Here is a 20,451-nt window from a genome sequence, read left to right as displayed (position 1 = left end):
AGTAGCGAAATCTAGTCGTAAAAAATGCCATTTTTCAGCCACATCTTGTCGGTTGGTGGTGAGAGAAATTGGGCGGCTTAACCATCAGGATGTCAAATGGGTAAATAATTATTGTTTATGTCTTTAATTGTATTGCATATAAAAAGCAATTTATCTAAGTTTGAGGTGAAAAGAAAAAGGAAATATGATTAAAAACCTATTTAGAATTACTGCTGTTACGTTTGCACTAACAACAGCAGGGTGTGCTTTGTTTGCCCAAAACACCAAATTTGATTGGAAAGAAGCATCTGAGGGGGGGTACACCTACAAGTACGTAACCAACGATCCTACACATTCACGGTTTTATAAGCTAAAAAATGGCTTAACTGTGATTTTGAGCCCGACCAAAAAAGAACCACGTATTCAAACTTACATTGCAACAAAAGCGGGGAGTAAAACAGATCCGAAAGATCACACCGGTTTGGCCCATTACCTCGAGCATATGTTGTTCAAAGGAACGGATAAATTTGGCTCTAAAGACTGGGCAAAGGAGAAACCTTTGTTAGATCAGATTGATGCGCTCTATGAGAAATACAATGGTACAACAGACGAAACCGAACGGAAAGCAATCTATAAGGAAATCGATAAAGTATCTGGAGAAGCTGCGAAATATGCCATTGCGAATGAGTATGATAAATTGATGGCATCAATGGGAGCGGAAGGTACCAATGCTTTCACTTCGTTTGAGCAGACTGTTTATCAGGAGCAAATTCCTAGTAATGTAATGGATAAGTACCTTGCTGTACAGGCAGAACGATTTAGATATCCGGTATTGCGTCTGTTCCATACTGAGCTGGAAGCTGTGTATGAAGAGAAAAATATCAGCTTGGATAAAGATAATCGTAAGGCTGTAGAGTCGATGTTTTCAGCAGCGTTTCCCAATAATAATTACGGAAAGCAGACGACAATTGGTACGGTAGAGCACCTTAAAAATCCGTCTTTGAAAGCGATTCGTGAATATTTTCATACCTATTATGTCCCTAATAATATGGGGGTTATTATGTCGGGGGATTTTGATCCTACCGAGGTGGTGAAAAAGGTGGATAAGACTTTTGCTTTTATGCAGGCGAAAGAAGTTCCGGCCTATACTTTTGATGCGGAGAAACCAATTTTAACTCCTGTTGTCCGCGAGGTGAAAGGTCCGGATGCTGAATTTATGTTAATGGGATTCCGTTTTCCTGGCGCTGCGACAAAGGATGCCCGTATGCTCAATTTGATGAGTCAGATCTTGACAAATGGTTCTGCTGGTCTGATTGATCTGGATTTGGTGAAGAATCAAAAATTATTAGGTGCAGGTGCTTTTCCTTATGTGTTAAAAGACTACTCTTTGCTCCTGTTGCAGGGTAATCCTGGTCAGGGACAGAGCTTGGAAGAGGTGCAACAGCTGCTGTTGCAAGAATTGGCAAAATTGAGAAAAGGTGAATTCTCGGATGATTTGATAACAGCCATTGTCAACAACGCGAAGAAAGACGAAATTAAACAGAACGAAAGTTATGGTGACCGGGCTGAATCATTGATGGATGCCTTTACTTCGGGTCAGGATTGGGCGTCTGTTGTGGGATATTCGGATGAATTGAATAAAATCACCAAGCAAGATGTGGTGGATTTTGCTAACAAATATTTGAACGATAATAATTACGTCGTTGTTTATAAGCGTAAGGGCGTTGATAATAATGTTGTTAAAGTTGTTAAACCTGAGATTACTCCTGTAACGGTCAATCGCGACGATCAGTCTGAGTTCTTGAAGCAGGTTGAAGCAATGCCAGAGGATAAAATCCAACCGGTATGGGTCGATTATAATAAAGATATTCAGAAAGCTACAGCGAACGGTTTACCAGTACTTGCTGTAAAGAACTCAGATAATGAGCTGTTTTCGCTGTCTTATCGTTTTGATGGTGGAAAATGGAGCAATAAGTTACTTTCATTGGCTGCGGGCTATCTTGAGTTTTTGGGTACAAAAGACAAATCCAGTGAGCAATTCAGCAAGGATTTCTATCAATTGGCTTCTGATTTTTCGGTGTCTGCAGGAAATGAGGAAACCATGGTGTCAATTTCAGGTTTGAATTCCAACTTTACGGCTACATTGAACTTGATTCAGGATTTGTTGCGTAATTGTGTTGCTGATCAGGAGGCTTTCAAAATGTATATTGCCCGTCTTAAAAAAGCGAGAGCAAATGCGAAAGAAAACAAGGGCGCGATCATGGAAGGCCTAAAATCTTATGCTAAATACGGCGCTAAAAATCCGTTTAATAATGTGTTTACAGATGCGGAATTGGATGCTTTAAAAGCGGAGGATTTGGTGAAGGCATTGCACGATTTGGCTAATATGAAACATACGATGCTTTATTTTGGACCGTTAACTGCCTCGGAATTTGTAGCGAAAGCGAAGCCGTTGAAACAAGGTGCTGGAGAATATGTTCAGGCAAAAAAGGCGGTCGTATTTGCAGAATTGCCAACAAGCAAGAACCAGGTCCTTTTTGCTAATTTCGATATGAAGCAGGCTGAAGTGTTTTGGTATAGAAGTTCAGGAGTATACAACAGTGCCTTAACACCGACTGTTTCATTGTTCAATAATTACTTTGGTGGCGGAATGGGAAGTATTGTCTTCCAGACTATCCGTGAATCAAAAGCATTGGCTTATTCAACTTATGCTTATTACGGACAGCCTTATAAAAAGGAAAATCACTATACGGTCGGAGCCTATGTAGGAACGCAGGCTGATAAATTTAACGACGCGATTAAAGGCATGAATGAGTTGCTGGATGTGCTGCCTGAAAGTGCTAAGGGGCTGGATATTGCGAAAGTAAGTCTGCAAAAATCAATTGCCAGTGAACGTGTGTTGAATGCTTCTATCTTAGGTAGTTATCTGGCTGCACAGCGTTTGGGAAATGCAACTGATATTCGTAAAGTTGTCTATGAGCAAGCGCCAAAATTAACCTATGGCGACCTAAATACTTTCCACAAGAAAGAAATGAGTCAAAAGCCGTACGTTTACTGTATTGTAGCGAAGGAAGAAAGTCTTAAGCCAGAAGATCTTGCGAAACTGGGCGAGGTTAAAAAGCTGGATCTTAAAGAGATCTTCGGCTACTAGATATCGGATTGCTTGTCTTAAGAATTAGATTAGCGTATGAAATTAAGAAGCCTCCGGTGTTTGCCGGAGGCTTTTTTTGTATCAGGTTTTGTGATGCCCTTTGTTTTTTTTATGCTTGTTCACGCTACGGAATCCTTGTTTCACTGTTCGTGAGTAGGATTAGTTTTAGGGTGAATTCGCTATCATGGCTACTAAAACTAGCATATTAAAACCGGATAATCTCCTCAATCTGTTCGTTGATAAATTGCAGCGTATCTTCTTTGAATAACTGCCCTTCATCATTCAGTTCGTTCTGAACATTGGGTAGAAAGATCTTGAGGGGAAGCACGTGCATTCTTAAGTAGTGGCATATGCCGGTCAGATGATCGATGCCGCGGAGGTTGCCATAGCGTCCCGAAGATAGTCCGACCAATGCAACTTTCTTGTGATAAAAGCTGATCGGAAAAGTGCAGCAATCGATAAAAAGCTTGAGTGCTCCTGGTATACTTCCGTTGTATTCTGGTGCGATAAAAATAAACAGCTCCGCTTTACTGATCTTTTCTTGGATAGGTTCAAATGCTGTACTTCTTTTGCCATAAAGATCTGTTTCTAAAATGTTTGCTGGTAGATCTTCCAACGAAAAGATGTCACTTTCAATTGACTTACGGTCAAGTAATTGCTGGTAGCACTTTGCTATTTTTAACGTCTTACTATTGGGACGGTTTGTTCCGGATATTATTAAAATCATTGTGTTGTTGATACTTATAAAAAGCGCAGTTTCAAAGTGGATACATATCTTGATTTTTTGTATCTTAGCATCCTGAGGATATGTGCTTTCGATCAATCAAAAGTACGAAATATGCTGAATTTGTTTTGTTAATTTGAATTACGGATAAAAAATTTGGCAAATTGATCTTCAAAAAAGTGAAATGTAGTATAAAAAGACATTTTAATTAAGAAAGGTTTTCATTCAAGATGGGAAAAGTAATTGCAATCGCAAATCAAAAGGGTGGGGTCGGAAAAACCACAACGTCAATTAATTTGGCGGCTAGTTTGGCGGTTTTAGAATATAAAACATTGTTGGTCGATGCAGATCCCCAAGCAAACTCTACTTCTGGGATTGGCTTTGACCCTCGTACAATCAGCGCAAGTGTATACGAATGTTTGGTAAATGATTTGGATCCTCGTGAGGCGATTCAATCAACAGAAACACCAAATTTGGATCTTTTACCCGCTCATATTGATTTGGTTGGGGCAGAAATTGAGATGATCAATATGCACGAAAGGGAGTACAAGATGAAAAAGATCTTGGATCAGGTGAAACAGGATTATGATTTTATTATCATCGATTGTTCGCCTTCCTTAGGCTTAATTACAATCAATGCACTATCTGCTTCAGACTCAGTCATCATTCCGGTACAGTGCGAATACTTTGCGCTAGAAGGACTTGGTAAGTTGTTGAACACAATTAAAATCGTTCAAAACCGTTTAAATACAAGTTTGGAGATCGAAGGAATTTTGTTGACCATGTATGATGTTCGTTTAAGATTGTCAAATCAGGTGGTCGAGGAAGTAAAAACACATTTCACAGATTTAGTTTTTGATACGATTATTCAGCGAAATACCCGTTTGAGCGAAGCTCCAAGCTTTGGAATTTCTGTTATCATGCATGATGCGTCCTGCAAAGGGGCAATTAATTATTTGAATTTGGCACGCGAGATTTTACAGAAAAACGGGCATCTTAATGAAATGAATAAAACAGTAACCGCATAATATGGCAGCACATCAGCGTAAAACAGGACTGGGAAGAGGTTTAGGTGCGCTATTAAACGATAGTGTAGAAGTTCCTGCTAAAAGTAATCAGCAAGTGGAAGAGGCTCCTCTAGTTACATCAACTGCTGTAAAAACAACAAAAGAGAATGGCAGTATCAGCCATGTTCGTGTAGAAGAAATATCTGTCAACCCTTTTCAGCCGCGTACGGAATTTGATCCGGTTGCCTTACAGGAGTTATCGGAATCAATTATTTTACAAGGATTAATTCAGCCGATTACCGTACGTAAAATTTCGGACGGTAATTATCAGTTGATCTCCGGGGAGCGACGTCTCCGCGCTTCTCGCTTGGCCGGTATTACCGAAATCCCAGCGTATATCCGTACCGCCAACGACCAGCAGATGCTGGAAATGGCCCTGATTGAGAATATTCAGCGGGAGAACCTAAATGCGATTGAAGTAGCCTTGAGCTTTCAGCGCATGATTGAGGAATGTAATCTAAAACAGGAAGAATTGGGGGAGCGAGTCAGTAAAAACCGTTCTACTGTTACAAATTATCTCCGTTTATTAAAACTCCCACCTGTCATTCAAGCGGCAATACGTGATGGAGCATTGACCATGGGACATGCTCGTGCCTTGATTAATATTCCTGAGGTTGATAAACAGCTTTATATCTTTAAGTTGATTATTGATCAAGGTTTATCCGTTCGTAAGGCGGAGGAGTTGGTTCGTGAGTTACAAAAAGGCGGTAAGAAAAAAGCCGGGAAAGATAAAGCTCCGATGTCTTTTCAATTGCAGAAGATTGAAGATGATCTGGCTTCGAAATTTTCTTCTCGCGTCAAATTGAATCTGAAGAGCACAAAAGGAAAAGGAGCAATTGAGATCCCTTTTGAATCGGAAGATGATTTAAGTCGCATTCTTGAATTGTTAGATTGGTAATATGGCCAAGTTAATAAGCTTGATATTTGCGGTGTTTACACTGTCGGTGGTACATGGACAGACTGTGGATACAATTCCTAAGAAACAAATAACACCCGTCAAAATAGATAGCATAAAGCAAAAATCGGTACAGGATACCGTAAAGAAGGAATCTCGGAAGGAACGTAAAAAACGGGAGAAGGAGGAGGCTAAGGCGAAAGAGAAGGTTGTATTCAAGGATTCGACACGCTTGGCTATTGAAGCAAAAAATAAACAGGCTTGGAAACGTTCTTTGGTCCTTCCAGGCTGGGGACAATATACCAACGGTGGCGTTTGGTGGATAAAAGTGCCTGCAATCTATGGCGGCTTAATAACAACCGTACTTGTTTTTGATTTTAATAACCGTTATTATAAGGAATTACTGGGGGTGTTACAGGACAAAGCTCTTGGTAAGCCTATTGATCCTTATTACATCGGAATCTCAGACCAATCTATCATCCGAGCAAAAGATAATGCGCGGCGAAATCGAGACCTCATGGTGCTGCTTACGTTAGGTGTTTATGGCCTGAATGTCGCAGAGGCTTATATTGACTCGATGCTTAAATATCGCTGGAGCATTGGCGACGATAAACCCAAAAAGACTGCTTTCTTAATTGGACCTACTTTAATGGATGCGAGTCTCGCGTCGGGAACTTATTCATTGAAACCTACTGTAGGACTTAAATTGACCATGAAATTCAATTAACTTCCGTATTCCTAAGGTGGATATTTCGATTGGAAATGATTGTTGATCAGGGGTTATCTAATTTGTCTTTTAGTGAATATTGCATATACACTGCTCGTTCAGATTGATGTTTGTGGTTTTTAAACATGGGTATTTCATTGGAATTTTTTAATTTTAAAAATAAACTATACTTTTTTTTCTAAATATATGAACATCATTCTCTTGGGATATGGCAAAATGGGGCAGATTATCGAAAGATACGCACTGAAAAGAGGCCATCAAATTTTTTTAGTTGTCGATGAACATAATCGTCCTAACCTGACTGCTGATGATATCAAAGGGGCTGATGTCGCAATAGACTTTAGTGTACCTTTCGCGGCACTGGATAATATGAATCTTTGCCTTGAGGCAGGTGTACCTATTGTCGTCGGAACAACCGGTTGGTATGATCAACTGGAGGAAGTTAAGGCGAAGTGTTTGGAGGCTGATGGTTCCATTTTGTATGGATCTAACTTTTCCATCGGAGTGAATGTATTCTTCCATATCAATAGAATGTTGGCGAAGGCCCTACAGCCGTACAAACAATATGATGTCCAGGTAGAGGAGATACATCACATTCACAAACTGGATGCACCGAGTGGTACAGCAATTACGATTGCTGAGGGGATATTGGATAATAGCGATGTGAAAACCAACTGGGTGAATACTGTTATTGGTGATCAGGATGAAATTATTCCAAAACCACAGGAGCTTTTAATTGAAAGTCATCGTATCGAAGAGGTTCCGGGAACACATACGGTACTTTATAGTTCTGAGGTTGACCAAATAGAGTTTAAGCATACCGCACATAGCCGCGATGGATTTGCCTTAGGAGCTGTAGTTGCTGCTGAATGGTTGAATGGCAAAAAAGGTTTCTATCAGGTTACTGAAATTTTTGATTTTAATAAATAGTATTAATAAGTAGATTATGGGCTTAATTATATTTGCGGTTTTAACAGCAATATCGGGATATGGACTGTGGCAATTGTTTGTTAAAGCGGGCAGAAATGGCTGGGAAGCAATCGTACCTTTTTATAGCCAGTATATTCAGGCGAAATTGACAGGAAGACCTACATGGTGGGTAGTTTTATTGCTCGTACCGATTGTCAATGTCTTTGTTTTCTATAATCTTTACCTTGACTTTATCCATTGTTTTGGAAAACGCCGTTTTTGGGAGAATGCTGCTGCAGTTTTAGTGCCTTTTATTGTTTTGCCAATGTGGGCAAAGGACAATAACGTACGTTTTTTGAATGGCTTATATGCTAAGAATTTAAAGGCTGCAAGCCAAGAAGGTCTTGAATTGACTGAAGAGAAGCGTGCCGAAATTGCACTTGAATCTTATAAAGAATATAAAATTAAATATCCGTACAAGAAATCGATGGTACGCGAATGGGCAGATGCCATTGTATTTGCAACCGTAGCGGCATCGCTTATTCGTGGCTTCCTGATCGAAGCTTATATGATTCCAACAGGATCTATGGAGCGTACCTTGTTGATCGGGGATTTCTTATTTGTGAGCAAGTTAAATTATGGCCCCCGTGTTCCTAATACGCCGATTGCCTTTCCTTTTGCGCATCATACGATGCCCATCACTGGCGGAAAAGCGTATTCTGAATTGATTGAGCTTCCTTATAAACGTTTGCCAGGATTTCAAAAAATTGAACGTAATGATGTCGTTGTTTTCAATTTTCCTGCGGGTGACACTGTTGCGCTTGAAAACCAAAATTCAAGTTATTATGATCTTGTTCGAGTTTATGGTTGGCAGACTATCAATTCTCAGTTTACAATCCAGGCAAGACCTATCGATAAGAGGGAGAACTATATTAAACGCTGTGTTGGATTGCCTGGCGATAAAATTTTCATGAAAGATGCCAAACTCTTTGTGAACGATCAACCAGGATTTGATCCTCCAGAAAGCCAATTGGACTATCTCGTATTAACGGATGGTACCCCATTAAATATGGATAGGTTACGGGAGTTGAGAATAGAAGCGGTCGGTAGCGATCAGCAGCCTGGTGTTTATCAGTTGTTCATGACAAAAGATGAACTGGCCATTGTAAAATCTTGGTCGAATGTCAAAGAAATCAGAAGAAATCCTGTTGGAGAAGGAGCTTATCCGTATGATCCACAATACAAATGGAATTTTGATAATTTTGGACCGATTTTAATCCCGAAGAAAGGATGGACAGTGGCATTAAATGCACAGACTCTGCCCATTTATGAAAGAGCTATCCGTGTTTACGAGAATAACAAGTTAGAAAAACGTTCGGATGGGATCTATATCAATGATGTGAAAGCAGACCATTATACGTTTAAAATGGATTACTTTTGGATGATGGGTGATAATCGCCATAATTCTTTGGATTCAAGGGGCTGGGGATTTGTTCCCGAAGATCATGTTGTCGGAAAGGCTTTATTTACTTGGATGAGCTGGGATGACATTGGTACCGGACTTTCGAAAATTCGTTGGAACCGTATCTTTAAAGGAATTCATTAATAATTGCAAGGTCAGCAATAGTACCGCTATTTAGGGGGGAATAAAAAGGGCTTTCGTGTAAGAAAGCCCTTTTCTATTTATGCATTTTTGTGCAATTCGCTAGATCACAAGAAGCTCATTTATAAAGTTAGCGCTCTTCGCAGAACATGCTATTATTTCAAACAAGCCAGATAACGTTTGATGGTTTCTTCTAGTCCTAGGTATAATGCATCAGAGATGAGGGCATGGCCAATACTTACTTCCAGGAGTTCGGGGATATGTTGGTTGAAATATTGCAAATTGTTGAGATCTAAGTCATGGCCCGCATTTAGACCTAAACCGACTTCACGTGCTTTTAATGCAGCTTTGAAATACGGTTTTATAGCGAGTTCCTTGTCAAAGCCATATTCCGTGGCAAAACCTTCTGTGTAAAGTTCAATGCGATCTGTTCCTGTTTCTGCCGCAGCCTCTACCATTTCTTCAACCGGATCAACAAAAATAGAAACACGTATACCTGCATCTTTGAACAATTTGCACATATCTTGTAGGTAGGCTTTGTTCTTAATGGTATCCCAGCCATGATTCGAGGTCAATTGTCCTTCGGTATCTGGCACTAAGGTTACTTGTGCTGGTTTATTGGCCAATACAAGGTCAATAAATTTCTGTTCCTGGCAATTTCCTTCAATATTGAGTTCGGTCTGGATTGCTGCTTTTAAGTCAAAGACATCCTGATAGCGAATATGTCTTTCATCAGGCCTCGGGTGGACAGTGATACCCTGTGCTCCAAAACGTTCACAGGCTAATGCTGCAGATACTAGATTAGGATTATTGCCACCTCTGGAATTTCTGAGCGTTGCGATTTTATTGATATTTACTGAAAGTCTAGTCATTTTCCTGTATGTTATGTTGTAAAAATACAAATAATATCTATTTTTTTTTTAACTTGCATATATGGATGGAATCGACTATAGCCTGTTTAGCGGCTTTCGCCTATTGGACGTTATTGATATCATATTGGTAGCGATTATTATCTACTATATCTATAGTTTGATTAGAGGGACCATTGCTGTTAATATCCTGATTGGTGTAGCACTGTTTTATGGTGTTTATATAGTCGTTAAGCAGATGCACATGCGTTTACTGACCGAGATATTCGGCGGTTTTATATCTGTAGGGTCCATTGCATTGATTGTCGTGTTCCAACAGGAAATCAGACGGTTCTTACTGCACGTTGGGAAGAACATATCCATGAAACGGAAAAAAGTTTTTTGGTCATTTATCGGGAATAAGAAAGCTATACAAAAGGATTTGACGGAAGACTTAAAACCGGTTATTGAAGCTTGTAGAAGCATGTCGCGTACACGGACAGGTGCTTTATTGGTTTTTTCAAAATATTTTGATGAGGAGTATTATCAGAGCAGTGGTGAGTATATCGATGCCCATATATCGAAGCGCCTGATTGAAAGTATCTTTCATAAAAATAGTCCTTTGCATGATGGAGCAGTCGTTATTGTTGATTTTAAGATTATGACAGCATCTTGTGTGCTACCATTGTCGGATAGTGAGGATTTGCCGCTGCAATTCGGACTACGCCATCGCGCTGCTATTGGGGTGACGGAAATCTCGGATGCGATTGCTGTTATTGTCTCTGAAGAGACCGGAGAGATCTCTTTTGCGAAAGACGGAAATGTCAATATGAACGTTTCACCAGAAGAACTTGAGCAATTGCTAAAAGACGAGCTATAAAACTAAAGGCCGATTTATAAAAAAGGCTTTAAATGCAATGCCCCCAAAAAGTGAGATACTTTCTGGGGGCATTTTTTAGCTATAAATACCTATTTCTTTGCAGCGTTGATAACTTGTGTGTTCAATTTGATGTATTCACTATTTTTATCTGCTGTGGCAACTTCAAGACCTTTCGTTGCAGTTTCTATTGCACCTTTTTTATCTCCAGCTTTTAATTGAGCTTTTGCTTTCCAATAAAGGACGTGGGCAGCTTTGGGTTGAGCTTTGGCGGCTTCGTCATACCAGTTTAGCGCTTTATTTAGATCTAAGTTATTACTGAAGTAATATTGGGCTGCGGCAAAATAAGGTTTTTTCTCGCCCTTCATAGCTTCGTCGATGGAAGCTAATATTTTAGCCTGTTGATTGACTTTGAGATCAACCTTTACTGACGTTTTTTCCCAAGCCAAACTCAATACAGCACCTGTAGGCGTAACATTGTCGAAAGAAATGCTGAAAGTTTCTACTGGATTTGCCAGGGTATGAGGTTTCACATTGAAGCGTAAAGCATCTTCACTTTGTTTATAGGCATAGGCGCCCCATTGTTTTGTGTTTTTACTGATGATGATGGTCCACTCTGATTTGTTCGGGATCGTGAAAAGAGCATAGGTTCCGGCGGAGAGCTTATGTCCATTCAGCTCAACATCCCCTTCAAAGGTTAATGTGGTATTTGTATTTGCACCTGTGCGCCATACTTCGTTGTAAGGGACAAGATCACCAAAAATCTTACGACCGTTCATGCTAGGTCTGCTGTAGTTAAGGGTTACGTTTTCAATACCTAATCCTTGTGTAACTGTCTGTGAGCTACTTGCTGCAGGTAGTTTTAACTGCGCAAAAGATTCGTTGGCCGTAAACATCATTGTTGCGGCAATGGCAATTGCAAAAAGATTCTTTTTCATCTGTATTATTGTTTGTTTGTTGTTGTATGCTTAATCTTGTGGCTCAATATGCTCTTGATATGCATTTGATCATGCTTTCCATTTCTCCTGTTGAAAAAACAGAAAATCTAATTATAGTATGGCTGTAATATTTAATGGCTCTTACAGCATCTATCTCCTAAAAATAGGAAGAATTTTAAGAAAAAAAGGCATCTATTTTTAGATGCCTTTTTTTCTTAAAATATAAGATGGATTTACATCAATTCGTTTTGCCAACTTTATGACCTACTATAGAGAAAAACATAATGTATAGATAGCCCGGAATCATTGCATATAAGAAGGCGTGTTGAAAATCAATATGCAAATGATCTTTTAACAGCCCGTAGATCAAAGGCCATATAGCACCACCAGCAATCCCCATAATCATGATTGCTGATCCTGTTTTTGTGAATTTTCCCAGACCTTTAATTCCTAGCGGGAAGATAGCTGGCCACATGAGGGAGTTAGCGATTCCTAACAAGGCAACGAATATAAATGAAGTTGTACCAGTCGTAAAAACAGAAATAATGGTGAATGTGATGCCAATGATTGTGCAAATACGCAGGGCCATTTGTTGTGATACAAATCTTGGAATAGAAATAATACCAATAATATAACCGATCAACATACAAGCGAGTGTAAATGCTGTTGCATAGGTTGTAAAGAAGGGATCAACTTTCAGTTCGCGTGCATAGACGCCAATGATATCGCCTGCCATAACTTCGACGGCCACACAGAAGAAAATTGCCAAAGCCCCCAAGAACAAATGTGGATATTGAAATATCGATGTTTTCTTTGCTGCCACAGTTCCGCTTTCTGCGCTGGTTTCTTCTTCGGCATCCACATCGACCTCAGGCAGGTGTGTGAACTTTAAGAATATTGCGAAGGCAACGAATATAATTGCAAGAGAGATGTATGGAGTGTGCACGCGTTGAAGAAGATCATCTAATATCGCATTCTTTTGGACAAGATCCGTTGTTGCTTCTAATTTTGCTGTTACTTTTTGAGCATCTTTTAAAAAGAGTGTTCCAAAAAGGATAGGTACAATGATACCAGCCGATTTATTGAAAAATCCAGCTATTGAAATACGTTGTGCAGCGCTATCAATGGGACCAATAATACTTAAGTAAGGGTTAACGGCTGTTTGTAATAATGCCATTCCTGAACCTTGGATGAAGATTCCTGTTAAAAATAGGCCGTAGCTTCTATTATCTGCCGCAGGAATAAAGATCAAAGATCCTAAACCTAATATAATAAGACTGACAACTAAACCATTTTGGAAACCAATTTTTTTAATGATGACTGAGCTGGGAAGTGCTAGGAAAAAATAAGCAATATAGGAAGCAAAGGTTACGAAGAAAGCTTGCAAATCTGTTTCGAGGTTACAAGCAATTTTTAAGAATGGAATTAGAGTTCCGTTTGCCCAGGTAATAAAACCGAGGATAAAAAATAAACCACAGCAGATGGCCATAGGGCGAAAAGCTGTTTTACCAACGTTAGGATTAGTGGTCATGTTTTGTTTTATTATATTTAGTTAAGTTATCGTTCGAGGATTGGTAAATCAGTAGGAATAAGGAATGAACAAACGATTGCGCTTCATAATTACTGATTTTTAAAGTATCCATCCTACAAGACTACTTAAATTTCTTGAATATCGGAAATAAATAAAGGCATATTTTTGGGGGATTTTGATAATTAATTGACAAAAAAAAGAAGGATAAATTGTGAAATTTATCCTTCTTTGCGTATAAATATTGTCGAATTGTAATTGGAGCGAGGTGATAAATCGAGTTAGCAAGAGTCGTATAGTTATCGTTATTTTGGAACGATAGCTACTGTAAGTCTTGAGATACAATTTAATTTGTTGAAGCGATCGTACATTTTTATTTCCCAAATATGTGTGGATCGACCAATGTGTATTGGGCTACATTTTGCTGTTATTACGCCGCTACTTACCGGGCGTATATGATTGGCATTTACTTCAAGTCCAACTCCGCGGTATTTTTCTGGATCAACCACGAGATTAGATGCGATACTTCCCAAAGACTCCGCTAGAACGACAGAAGCGCCGCCATGTAAAATACCATGTGGTTGTTTGACTTTATCTGTCACCGGCATGGTCGCCGTGATGGAGTTGCCATCAATTTCTGTCGCTTGAATCTCGAGTAGACCCGATAGGTATTTGTTGAAAAATACGTTTATTTCCTCAATGCTGTAATGCTGAAACCAAATTTTTGACATCGTCTGAGTTTAAATAACGTTCTTGGATAATGATGCGATGATGATTGAGGTGACCAGCAATGACATACAAGAGTGCTTTTACACTTATTAGCCGTTCAGATGCCATCCCTTTACGTTCCAATTCAACCTCATTAAAACTATTGAAAAGCATCATGTTCGCTTTGCGAAGAAAAGTAAATTCTTTACTCAGGCTTTCTAAAGTGCGATCGTTGTAACGGGAATACTGAATGAAGTAGTCTTGGTCGTATCCAGCGAGCTCTTTAAGGTCATTACGTGAAAAACGCAATGCCCGATAAGCCATGATACGCTCGTTATCGATGACGTGGCCAACAACTTCTTTGATTGTCCACTTATCTTCAGCGTATTTAAAATTACCTCTTTCCTCTGGTATCGTGTCCAGAAATGCTGGAAAGGAGAGCGTTTGTTCTTCTAGTGCATCGAACACGTTATCGACGACAGTCTCAATATAAGGCGCGTAGACCGCTGGATATTCGTCAGATTTGAGTGGCTTCATATTTTAAGTTGCTTTTTAAGATTATTCGAAATGTTGTTCCTTTACCTACTTCAGATTCTTTTACAAAAATTTGCCCCTGGTGGTACCGCACCATTCTTTTTGTCAGACTAAGGCCAAGCCCCCAACCTCTTTTCCGCGTTGTGAACCCCGGCTGGAAAACAGATTCAAAATTAGATCTCGGAATTCCTTTGCCCGTATCACTAATGTCTATAAAAATTTCTTCTTTCGCAATATTTTCTGAAATATTAACAGTTATCTTTCCTTCTGTACCAATGGCATTTACTCCGTTTTTCAATAAATTTTCGATAATCCAATCAAAGAGTGGAATATTAAGCTGTGCTTCAAGATGTGTGTCCCCTTTTAATTCGAAAGCAATTTTATTACTGGTTCGTATGCGAAAATAATCCATGTAATTTTTGATGACATCATACAGGTTATGGTTAGTCAGCACGGGAGTAGATCCTATTTTCGAAAAGCGATCAGCAACGATTTCAAGTCGCTTAATGTCATTTTCCATTTCATTTAGGGTGTCATCTTCTTCGGCATCAAATTTTATGCGAATCAATTCTAACCAACCCATCAACGACGAAATAGGGGTACCCAATTGATGTGCGGCTTCTTTTGTTAGTCCTACCCAAACGAGATTTTGTTCGGATTTCCGGATAGAATTGAAAACGGTATAAGCAATAATGAGAAAGAGGGCAATCAGCGATAATTGTACATAAGGAAACACCCTTAACTGTTGCAAAAACCATGAATCTTTATAATACACATGCCATTTTTGCCCATTTTCCAATTCCAACGTAATAGGCGGATGGCTTTTCTTCATAAACGCAAGCTGTTTTTGAAAATAAACGGGATCATAATCGAGATGCTTTGTAACACTGTCGTTGTGTCCGGGTTTAATATTTGTCTTTGTTGAATCGAGGTTACGCCAAAAAATAATGTCTTCTTTGTCGTCAGTAATAATTGCGGGTAAATTTAGACTGTCTCTTACGGCGTAAATAAATGTAATGAATTCATCATCAACGTCGGGCATGGTCATAATATTTTTGGTGCTCATGGCCCATACCTCAGCCTTCGAACGCTCGGCATGTGCAAGATTTCGAACGAGGTAATTGGTATAAACCAGGGAGGCGACAGCAATGACTGCTGCAAAGATAAGCAAGATAAATTTCCAGCGTTGCTGGCTAATCTGATAGGGTTTCATGATTCCGTATTCGTGTCCTTCATTTGCAAATTACTGAATAAATGTCTGTTTTCTGCACTTTTATTTCATTGAAGAAGTTATCGTACCGCCCAAATCAAAAATTTTGTGGTAATTTTGCGACATGAGTTCAGAAAGAAAAGTAAGAGTGCGTTTTGCACCAAGCCCGACAGGTGGTCTTCACCTTGGTGGGGTACGTACAGCTTTGTTTAATTTTCTCTATGCGCGTCAGCATCAGGGAGATTTTATTTTACGTGTCGAGGATACGGACCAAACTCGTTTTGTCCCAGGTGCTGAGGAATATATCAACGAATGCTTAGCATGGTGTGGTTTGACTCCAGATGAAAGCCCATTAAAAGGAGGCGAGTACGGACCTTACCGTCAAAGTGAGCGAAAACCATCTTACCGGAAATATGCTGAACAGCTGATCGAGAATGGTTATGCTTACTATGCTTTTGACACAGCAGAGGAGCTGGATGAGCAGCGTAAGTTGCAGCCTAATTTTCGATATAGCCACGAGAACAGACTTCAATTACGTAATTCATTGAGTTTGTCTGCCGCTGAAACTCAACAATTATTGGATGCGGGCACGCCGCACACCATCCGTATAAAGATTCCGACAGATGAAACGGTATCGTTCACTGATATGATCCGTGGAAAGGTTGCTTTTGATACAAATCTTGTCGATGATAAGGTATTGCTTAAGGCAGATGGCATGCCGACTTATCACCTCGCTGTTGTTGTAGATGATAAGGCCATGGAAATATCACATGTATTCCGTGGTGAAGAGTGGTTGCCTTCGGCACCTATCCACATCTTATTGTGGGAATACCTTGGTTGGGGGGATAGTATGCCAGGCTGGGCGCACCTTCCATTGATCCTTAAACCGGATGGAAACGGTAAACTAAGCAAGCGTGACGGTGATCGTTTGGGATTCCCTGTTTATGCTATGAACTGGACCGATGCTAAATCTGGCGATACAACAAAAGGATTCCGTGAGATGGGCTTCTTACCCGAGGCTTTTGTCAATATGCTTGGCGTGTTAGGTTGGAATGATGGTACTGAACAGGAACTTTTCTCCTTAGATGAATTGATTCAGAAATTTGGTGTTGACCGTATCAGTAAAGCCGGTGCGAAATTTGATTTTGAAAAAGCAAAATGGTTCAACCATGAATGGATTAAACGCACGTCGACAGAATCCCTGTTGCCAAAGATCAAAACGGTATTGGAACATCATCAAGTAGATGCCGATGAAGCTTACGTGAGCAGGGTATTGGATGCTGTGAAAGAGCGTTTAACTTTTGTTGAGGACTTTTGGAGTCAGGCGTCTTTCTTCTTTTTGCAACCTGCGGAATATGATTTGAATGCTGTGAAGCCTAAGTGGTCTGCTGAGAAAACAGCATTTTTTGAGGATATAAACCAGTCATTCGAAGGATTTGATACGTGGAAAGCTGCTGAATTGGAGCCTTTCTTTAAAGATGCGATTCAGGCATCGGGAATGAAAATGGGCGAGCTGATGATGCCATTCCGGATTATGTTGGTAGGCGGTAAATTTGGACCAGATGTCTTTCAGATTGTTGAACTGCTCGGCAAAAACGAGGTAATAGCACGTGTGAAAAAAGCACTTAAAGAATTTGATGCTTAAATAGATTAAGTATGAGATACCAAAAAGGGGTTGTCTGCATTGATTTGCAAACAGCCCCTTTTTTTGAAAGAACCTGTTTAGTTGATTCATATTGTTTTTATTAAGGCATCAATGAGCTCGTGATACTCGGTTTATTAGGCAGAAGGAATCTCCGGTTCGCTTTCATTGCTGTTGCTGCTTGCGAAAGCATGAAAGTTGTATATAGGAGATTTAGCTGCCTCATTTACAAGTATGGCATCCTTAGGCGCATGAAAAGTGTTTTGGCTGGGCCGAATAAAAATATTAGCCCTGTTACCAGCATTCCCAGGATTCCCAGATAAGTAAATATCTCCATGTTACTGATTAGAGATGCTTGCTGACTTAGGGTTCCCGAAATACTTTTGCTTGCAATACGCCCTGCTATGTGATCGCCATATATTCCGGTATATTTGTCCATTAATGTATTCCAATAGTTTATTGTCAGTGGGTTGCTTGTATTCAGTGTCTGTTCGAGTTGAATATAATGCTTTTGATTTAGTGTATAGCTAGCATTTTGAATAAGTGCAAATCCGACATTCGTACCCCAAAACCGAACGGTTGTGCCCATGAGGCCTGCATTGCCAGCATGATGGGATTCTACACCTGTCAAAATATAAATAACCAGTGGTGTAAAAAGCCATCCTTGTCCGATTCCTTGAATAAACAAAGGAAGACCGATTGCCCAGATTGTGGTATCAGGGTAAAATATAGGTACAAATAAAAAACATGAAGTCGCCAATATCAAAAAGCCAAAACCAAAGATATATTTAGGAGATACATCGCGGAGGAGTAAGAATCCTGAACTGCCAACACCCAGTATTGTACCAAGGACATTGATGTACTGTACATCAACAATATAATGCCAGGGCCACTTCCATACGGTAGCCATCACTGTGTATACATTATTGAGACAGCTGCGAATAATATAAAAGAGAAAAAATAGGATAACACCAAAGATCACATTTTTGTATCTGAGGATCTCAAAATGAAACAGCGGTCTTTTGACAATCCGCTGTTTAATGATGAAAAATGCTCCGAAAATAAGGAAAAGTGCGAAGTTGATGGTGATCGTGGAGCATGCAAACCAATAGTATTTGCGACCATAAATTAAAACGTAGGCCCCGCAGCTCAATGATATCAATAAAAATAGACAGCTGGCCAGATCCAGTTGATAGAGTGGGAACTTTTTACCCAAGCGATTATTGTTGAGTAACAGCAAGGCTATTGCAATCACTATCAAATGCCAATAGAGTACGACATGGATCATATCTTGCCATCCATAGTCCATTATGCTTTCTTTGAGTAAGGATGTCGTCAAAGTTGATCCTGTAAGCATAAAGGTATATAGGAAAAAATAGGCGATCGTTCGGCTTTTGGTATGCTTAATCTGCATCATAAGCAGTGGAAGAAAGCATGCACCTTCCAGTACACAGAAAATACCTTCGATTACGCGGAGAATGCCAATAAGGAAGGGGTCTCTTGTAAGTGAAATACCGAGTAGAATCAGGATGGAGAGGCTACAAGTCAAGAGTATGTATGTCCTTACTCTAAAAAACGAAAACAGCCGTTGAAATATGAGTAAGGTAACGACAATGGCGCCATACATCAAGGATAGAAAATACTGAATATCCTCAGCTTCAATATCCAGTGCCGAAGCGGTAAATGCCGTATTGGAATGGAAGAGCGACATTAGCATGAGGTGTGGGAACATCGCTACGATCATTAGCGGGAGTTTTATCCATTCGGGTACCCAGCTGTAGTATAAAGATTTGTTTGTACTCATGGGCGATTAGGATTGATGGGCGGCATGGACAACGACATTCATACCTGCGCGTAATTTCTTGAGGTCCTGTTTTGGATCAAATACAATTTTAATGGGAATCCGTTGCTCAATCTTTACGAAATTTCCGGTTGCATTGTCTTGTGGTATCAGGGCAAATTTGGAACCTGATGCCGGAGAAAATGAGTGGATTCTTCCTTTAAAACTGAGTTTGGGAAAAGCGTCGACCTGTATAGTAACGATAGTGCCTTCTGCAAGATTTTCGAGTTGAGTTTCCCTAAAGTTAGCGTTGATCCATTTCTCTTCACTAATGACATTGGCAAGTGTCTGACCTTCCTTTACATATTGTCCTGCTTGGATGGTTCGTTTTCCAACAAAGCCATCATAAGGTGCTGTAACTACGGTATACGAAAGAAAAAGCTGTGCATTTGTTTTTGCGGCCTTTTTAATATTGATATTGGCTCTTGCCGGTAGTTCGCTTGCTTTTTCTTTATTGGTGTTTAGTTGAGCTGAATTATATTCTTCGATTATAGTGTGCAGTTGTGCCAATGCTATATCATATGCTGCTTTGGCATTATCGTACTGTTGTTTGGTCGCAGCCTCTGCTTCAAATAAATTCTTGAATCGCTTGTAATCCTGTTCGGTCTGCCATACACTTACTTTTGCAGCTTCTAATCTTGCCTTTTGAACAGAAATGCTATTGGCTGTTGCATTGGCTGTTTTGCTGATTACCTCAGCATTGCTCTGGCTACTTTGGAGCTCGGCATTCGCCATATCAACCTTTGTTTGATACTCACTGGCATCTATAATTAATAAGGTATCGCCCCGATGTACATATTGGTTTTCCTCAAATCGTACTTCCTTGATAAAACCAGAAACCCTACTGGCAATAGGTGTCAAGTATTGATCAATTTGTGCGTCATTTGTTGTTACATATTGATTGGTAAAAATAAGGTGTCTGACTAAGACGCCGATACCGGTCAATAATAATAGGCTGGCAAATATGACGAGCATTTTATTAAATCCTTTTGTTTTGTCTTCTTTATCTTCTTTATTCATTGTTATTTTGATTGCGTAATTTTAATAGTCTGCTTTATGTGTTTATAGTGTGTCAACACAGGCGAACTGTGTACTTTTAGCATCATCTAAATTTACAGTTGAGCCTTTTTATTTGATCCGATGTTGTAGGAGACTTTTAAAAATTTAATTAAAGTCCGTTGTGCCAGTATTCAGTTCCGCTTATGATGTACTCGGAGTAGCAATTTTTCTGTTTTTGTATGTTACTTAATCAGGGTTACCCGGAATACGAG

The 20,451-nt window shown here is 39.7% G+C and carries 17 protein-coding genes; 8 read left to right on the top strand and 9 right to left on the bottom strand.

Features of this window, described 5'->3' with window-relative positions; all coding sequences use genetic code 11:
- The first annotated feature begins 184 nt into the window (after positions 1-184).
- Entirely contained in the window at positions 185-3,130 is a 2,946-nt protein-coding gene (locus BV902_RS26635) for a M16 family metallopeptidase (protein ID WP_075994482.1), read from the top strand.
- 205 nt (positions 3,131-3,335) lie between these two features.
- Here BV902_RS26635 and BV902_RS26630 read toward each other — a convergent pair whose 3' ends face one another.
- A complete protein-coding gene (locus BV902_RS26630; protein WP_075994481.1) occupies positions 3,336-3,857 on the bottom strand; it encodes an NADPH-dependent FMN reductase in 522 nt (173 codons plus the stop codon).
- Between the two features lie 227 nt (positions 3,858-4,084).
- Between BV902_RS26630 and BV902_RS26625 the strand changes: the two genes are divergently transcribed.
- The 5 genes from BV902_RS26625 to lepB all read left to right on the top strand — a co-directional run bounded on the left by BV902_RS26625 (position 4,085) and on the right by lepB (position 9,058).
- On the top strand, positions 4,085-4,882 hold the full coding sequence (locus BV902_RS26625) for a ParA family protein (protein ID WP_070561294.1): 798 nt from the start codon (positions 4,085-4,087) through the stop codon (positions 4,880-4,882).
- 1 nt (position 4,883) lies between these two features.
- Positions 4,884-5,819 (top strand): ParB/RepB/Spo0J family partition protein, encoded by a 936-nt coding sequence (locus tag BV902_RS26620; RefSeq protein WP_075994480.1) that lies wholly within the window; start codon positions 4,884-4,886, stop codon positions 5,817-5,819.
- A 1-nt stretch (position 5,820) separates the two neighbouring features.
- On the top strand, positions 5,821-6,543 hold the full coding sequence (locus BV902_RS26615) for a DUF5683 domain-containing protein (protein WP_075994479.1): 723 nt from the start codon (positions 5,821-5,823) through the stop codon (positions 6,541-6,543).
- 186 nt (positions 6,544-6,729) lie between these two features.
- Positions 6,730-7,473 carry a 4-hydroxy-tetrahydrodipicolinate reductase gene (gene dapB / locus BV902_RS26610; protein WP_075994478.1) on the top strand — a complete coding sequence of 248 codons (744 nt, stop codon included), beginning with the start codon at positions 6,730-6,732 and terminating at the stop codon, positions 7,471-7,473.
- A 16-nt stretch (positions 7,474-7,489) separates the two neighbouring features.
- Entirely contained in the window at positions 7,490-9,058 is a 1,569-nt protein-coding gene (gene lepB, locus BV902_RS26605) for a signal peptidase I (protein ID WP_075994477.1), read from the top strand.
- A gap of 152 nt (positions 9,059-9,210) precedes the next feature.
- Here lepB and BV902_RS26600 read toward each other — a convergent pair whose 3' ends face one another.
- Positions 9,211-9,927: a pyridoxine 5'-phosphate synthase gene (locus tag BV902_RS26600; protein ID WP_075994476.1), complete on the bottom strand. Its 717-nt coding sequence runs from the start codon at positions 9,925-9,927 to the stop codon at positions 9,211-9,213.
- Between the two features lie 61 nt (positions 9,928-9,988).
- On the opposite strand from BV902_RS26600, the gene cdaA reads away from it, so the two are divergent.
- Positions 9,989-10,783 (top strand): diadenylate cyclase CdaA, encoded by a 795-nt coding sequence (gene cdaA, locus BV902_RS26595; RefSeq protein ID WP_046672648.1) that lies wholly within the window; start codon positions 9,989-9,991, stop codon positions 10,781-10,783.
- An 89-nt stretch (positions 10,784-10,872) separates the two neighbouring features.
- Here the strand turns inward: cdaA and BV902_RS26590 are convergent, their stop codons facing one another.
- The 5 genes from BV902_RS26590 to BV902_RS26570 all read right to left on the bottom strand — a co-directional run bounded on the left by BV902_RS26590 (position 10,873) and on the right by BV902_RS26570 (position 15,701).
- Positions 10,873-11,718, bottom strand: a complete 846-nt coding sequence (locus BV902_RS26590) for a DUF2911 domain-containing protein (protein ID WP_075994475.1) — start codon at positions 11,716-11,718, stop codon at positions 10,873-10,875.
- A gap of 238 nt (positions 11,719-11,956) precedes the next feature.
- Positions 11,957-13,249 (bottom strand): glucose/galactose MFS transporter, encoded by a 1,293-nt coding sequence (gene gluP / locus BV902_RS26585; RefSeq protein ID WP_075994474.1) that lies wholly within the window; start codon positions 13,247-13,249, stop codon positions 11,957-11,959.
- Positions 13,250-13,551: 302 nt separating this feature from the next.
- Positions 13,552-13,977, bottom strand: a complete 426-nt coding sequence (locus BV902_RS26580; protein ID WP_075994473.1) for a hotdog fold thioesterase — start codon at positions 13,975-13,977, stop codon at positions 13,552-13,554.
- A complete protein-coding gene (locus tag BV902_RS26575; RefSeq protein WP_075994472.1) occupies positions 13,943-14,491 on the bottom strand; it encodes a DinB family protein in 549 nt (182 codons plus the stop codon). Before BV902_RS26575 ends, BV902_RS26580 begins: the two co-directional genes overlap by 35 nt.
- Entirely contained in the window at positions 14,472-15,701 is a 1,230-nt protein-coding gene (locus tag BV902_RS26570; protein WP_075994471.1) for a sensor histidine kinase, read from the bottom strand. Before BV902_RS26570 ends, BV902_RS26575 begins: the two co-directional genes overlap by 20 nt.
- Before the next feature lie 121 nt (positions 15,702-15,822).
- Between BV902_RS26570 and gltX the strand changes: the two genes are divergently transcribed.
- Positions 15,823-17,343 (top strand): glutamate--tRNA ligase, encoded by a 1,521-nt coding sequence (gene gltX / locus BV902_RS26565; protein ID WP_075994470.1) that lies wholly within the window; start codon positions 15,823-15,825, stop codon positions 17,341-17,343.
- Positions 17,344-17,566: 223 nt separating this feature from the next.
- Here the strand turns inward: gltX and BV902_RS26560 are convergent, their stop codons facing one another.
- Together BV902_RS26560 and BV902_RS26555 are read right to left on the bottom strand one after the other, a co-directional pair.
- Positions 17,567-19,144: an MFS transporter gene (locus BV902_RS26560; RefSeq protein WP_075994469.1), complete on the bottom strand. Its 1,578-nt coding sequence runs from the start codon at positions 19,142-19,144 to the stop codon at positions 17,567-17,569.
- A 6-nt stretch (positions 19,145-19,150) separates the two neighbouring features.
- Positions 19,151-20,200, bottom strand: coding sequence for an HlyD family secretion protein (locus tag BV902_RS26555; protein WP_075994468.1), 1,050 nt, complete (start codon positions 20,198-20,200; stop codon positions 19,151-19,153).
- Positions 20,201-20,451: the final 251 nt, after the last annotated feature.

The organism is Sphingobacterium sp. B29, from assembly GCF_001952815.1.
GTDB classification, from domain to species: Bacteria; Bacteroidota; Bacteroidia; order Sphingobacteriales; family Sphingobacteriaceae; genus Sphingobacterium; species Sphingobacterium siyangense.
This window is presented reverse-complemented; position numbering and strand designations above follow the sequence as displayed.

Coding starts and splice junctions, on each gene's coding strand:
- BV902_RS26615 (WP_075994479.1), top strand. CDS start 5,821: ATGGCCAAGTTAATAAGCTTGATATTTGCGGTGTTTACACTGTCGGTG.
- gluP (WP_075994474.1), bottom strand. CDS start 13,249: ATGACCACTAATCCTAACGTTGGTAAAACAGCTTTTCGCCCTATGGCC.
- BV902_RS26580 (WP_075994473.1), bottom strand. CDS start 13,977: ATGTCAAAAATTTGGTTTCAGCATTACAGCATTGAGGAAATAAACGTA.
- BV902_RS26570 (WP_075994471.1), bottom strand. CDS start 15,701: ATGAAACCCTATCAGATTAGCCAGCAACGCTGGAAATTTATCTTGCTT.
- BV902_RS26620 (WP_075994480.1), top strand. CDS start 4,884: ATGGCAGCACATCAGCGTAAAACAGGACTGGGAAGAGGTTTAGGTGCG.
- BV902_RS26635 (WP_075994482.1), top strand. CDS start 185: ATGATTAAAAACCTATTTAGAATTACTGCTGTTACGTTTGCACTAACA.
- BV902_RS26625 (WP_070561294.1), top strand. CDS start 4,085: ATGGGAAAAGTAATTGCAATCGCAAATCAAAAGGGTGGGGTCGGAAAA.
- BV902_RS26600 (WP_075994476.1), bottom strand. CDS start 9,927: ATGACTAGACTTTCAGTAAATATCAATAAAATCGCAACGCTCAGAAAT.
- gltX (WP_075994470.1), top strand. CDS start 15,823: ATGAGTTCAGAAAGAAAAGTAAGAGTGCGTTTTGCACCAAGCCCGACA.
- BV902_RS26560 (WP_075994469.1), bottom strand. CDS start 19,144: ATGAGTACAAACAAATCTTTATACTACAGCTGGGTACCCGAATGGATA.
- BV902_RS26555 (WP_075994468.1), bottom strand. CDS start 20,200: ATGAATAAAGAAGATAAAGAAGACAAAACAAAAGGATTTAATAAAATG.
- BV902_RS26630 (WP_075994481.1), bottom strand. CDS start 3,857: ATGATTTTAATAATATCCGGAACAAACCGTCCCAATAGTAAGACGTTA.
- lepB (WP_075994477.1), top strand. CDS start 7,490: ATGGGCTTAATTATATTTGCGGTTTTAACAGCAATATCGGGATATGGA.
- BV902_RS26575 (WP_075994472.1), bottom strand. CDS start 14,491: ATGAAGCCACTCAAATCTGACGAATATCCAGCGGTCTACGCGCCTTAT.
- dapB (WP_075994478.1), top strand. CDS start 6,730: ATGAACATCATTCTCTTGGGATATGGCAAAATGGGGCAGATTATCGAA.
- cdaA (WP_046672648.1), top strand. CDS start 9,989: ATGGATGGAATCGACTATAGCCTGTTTAGCGGCTTTCGCCTATTGGAC.
- BV902_RS26590 (WP_075994475.1), bottom strand. CDS start 11,718: ATGAAAAAGAATCTTTTTGCAATTGCCATTGCCGCAACAATGATGTTT.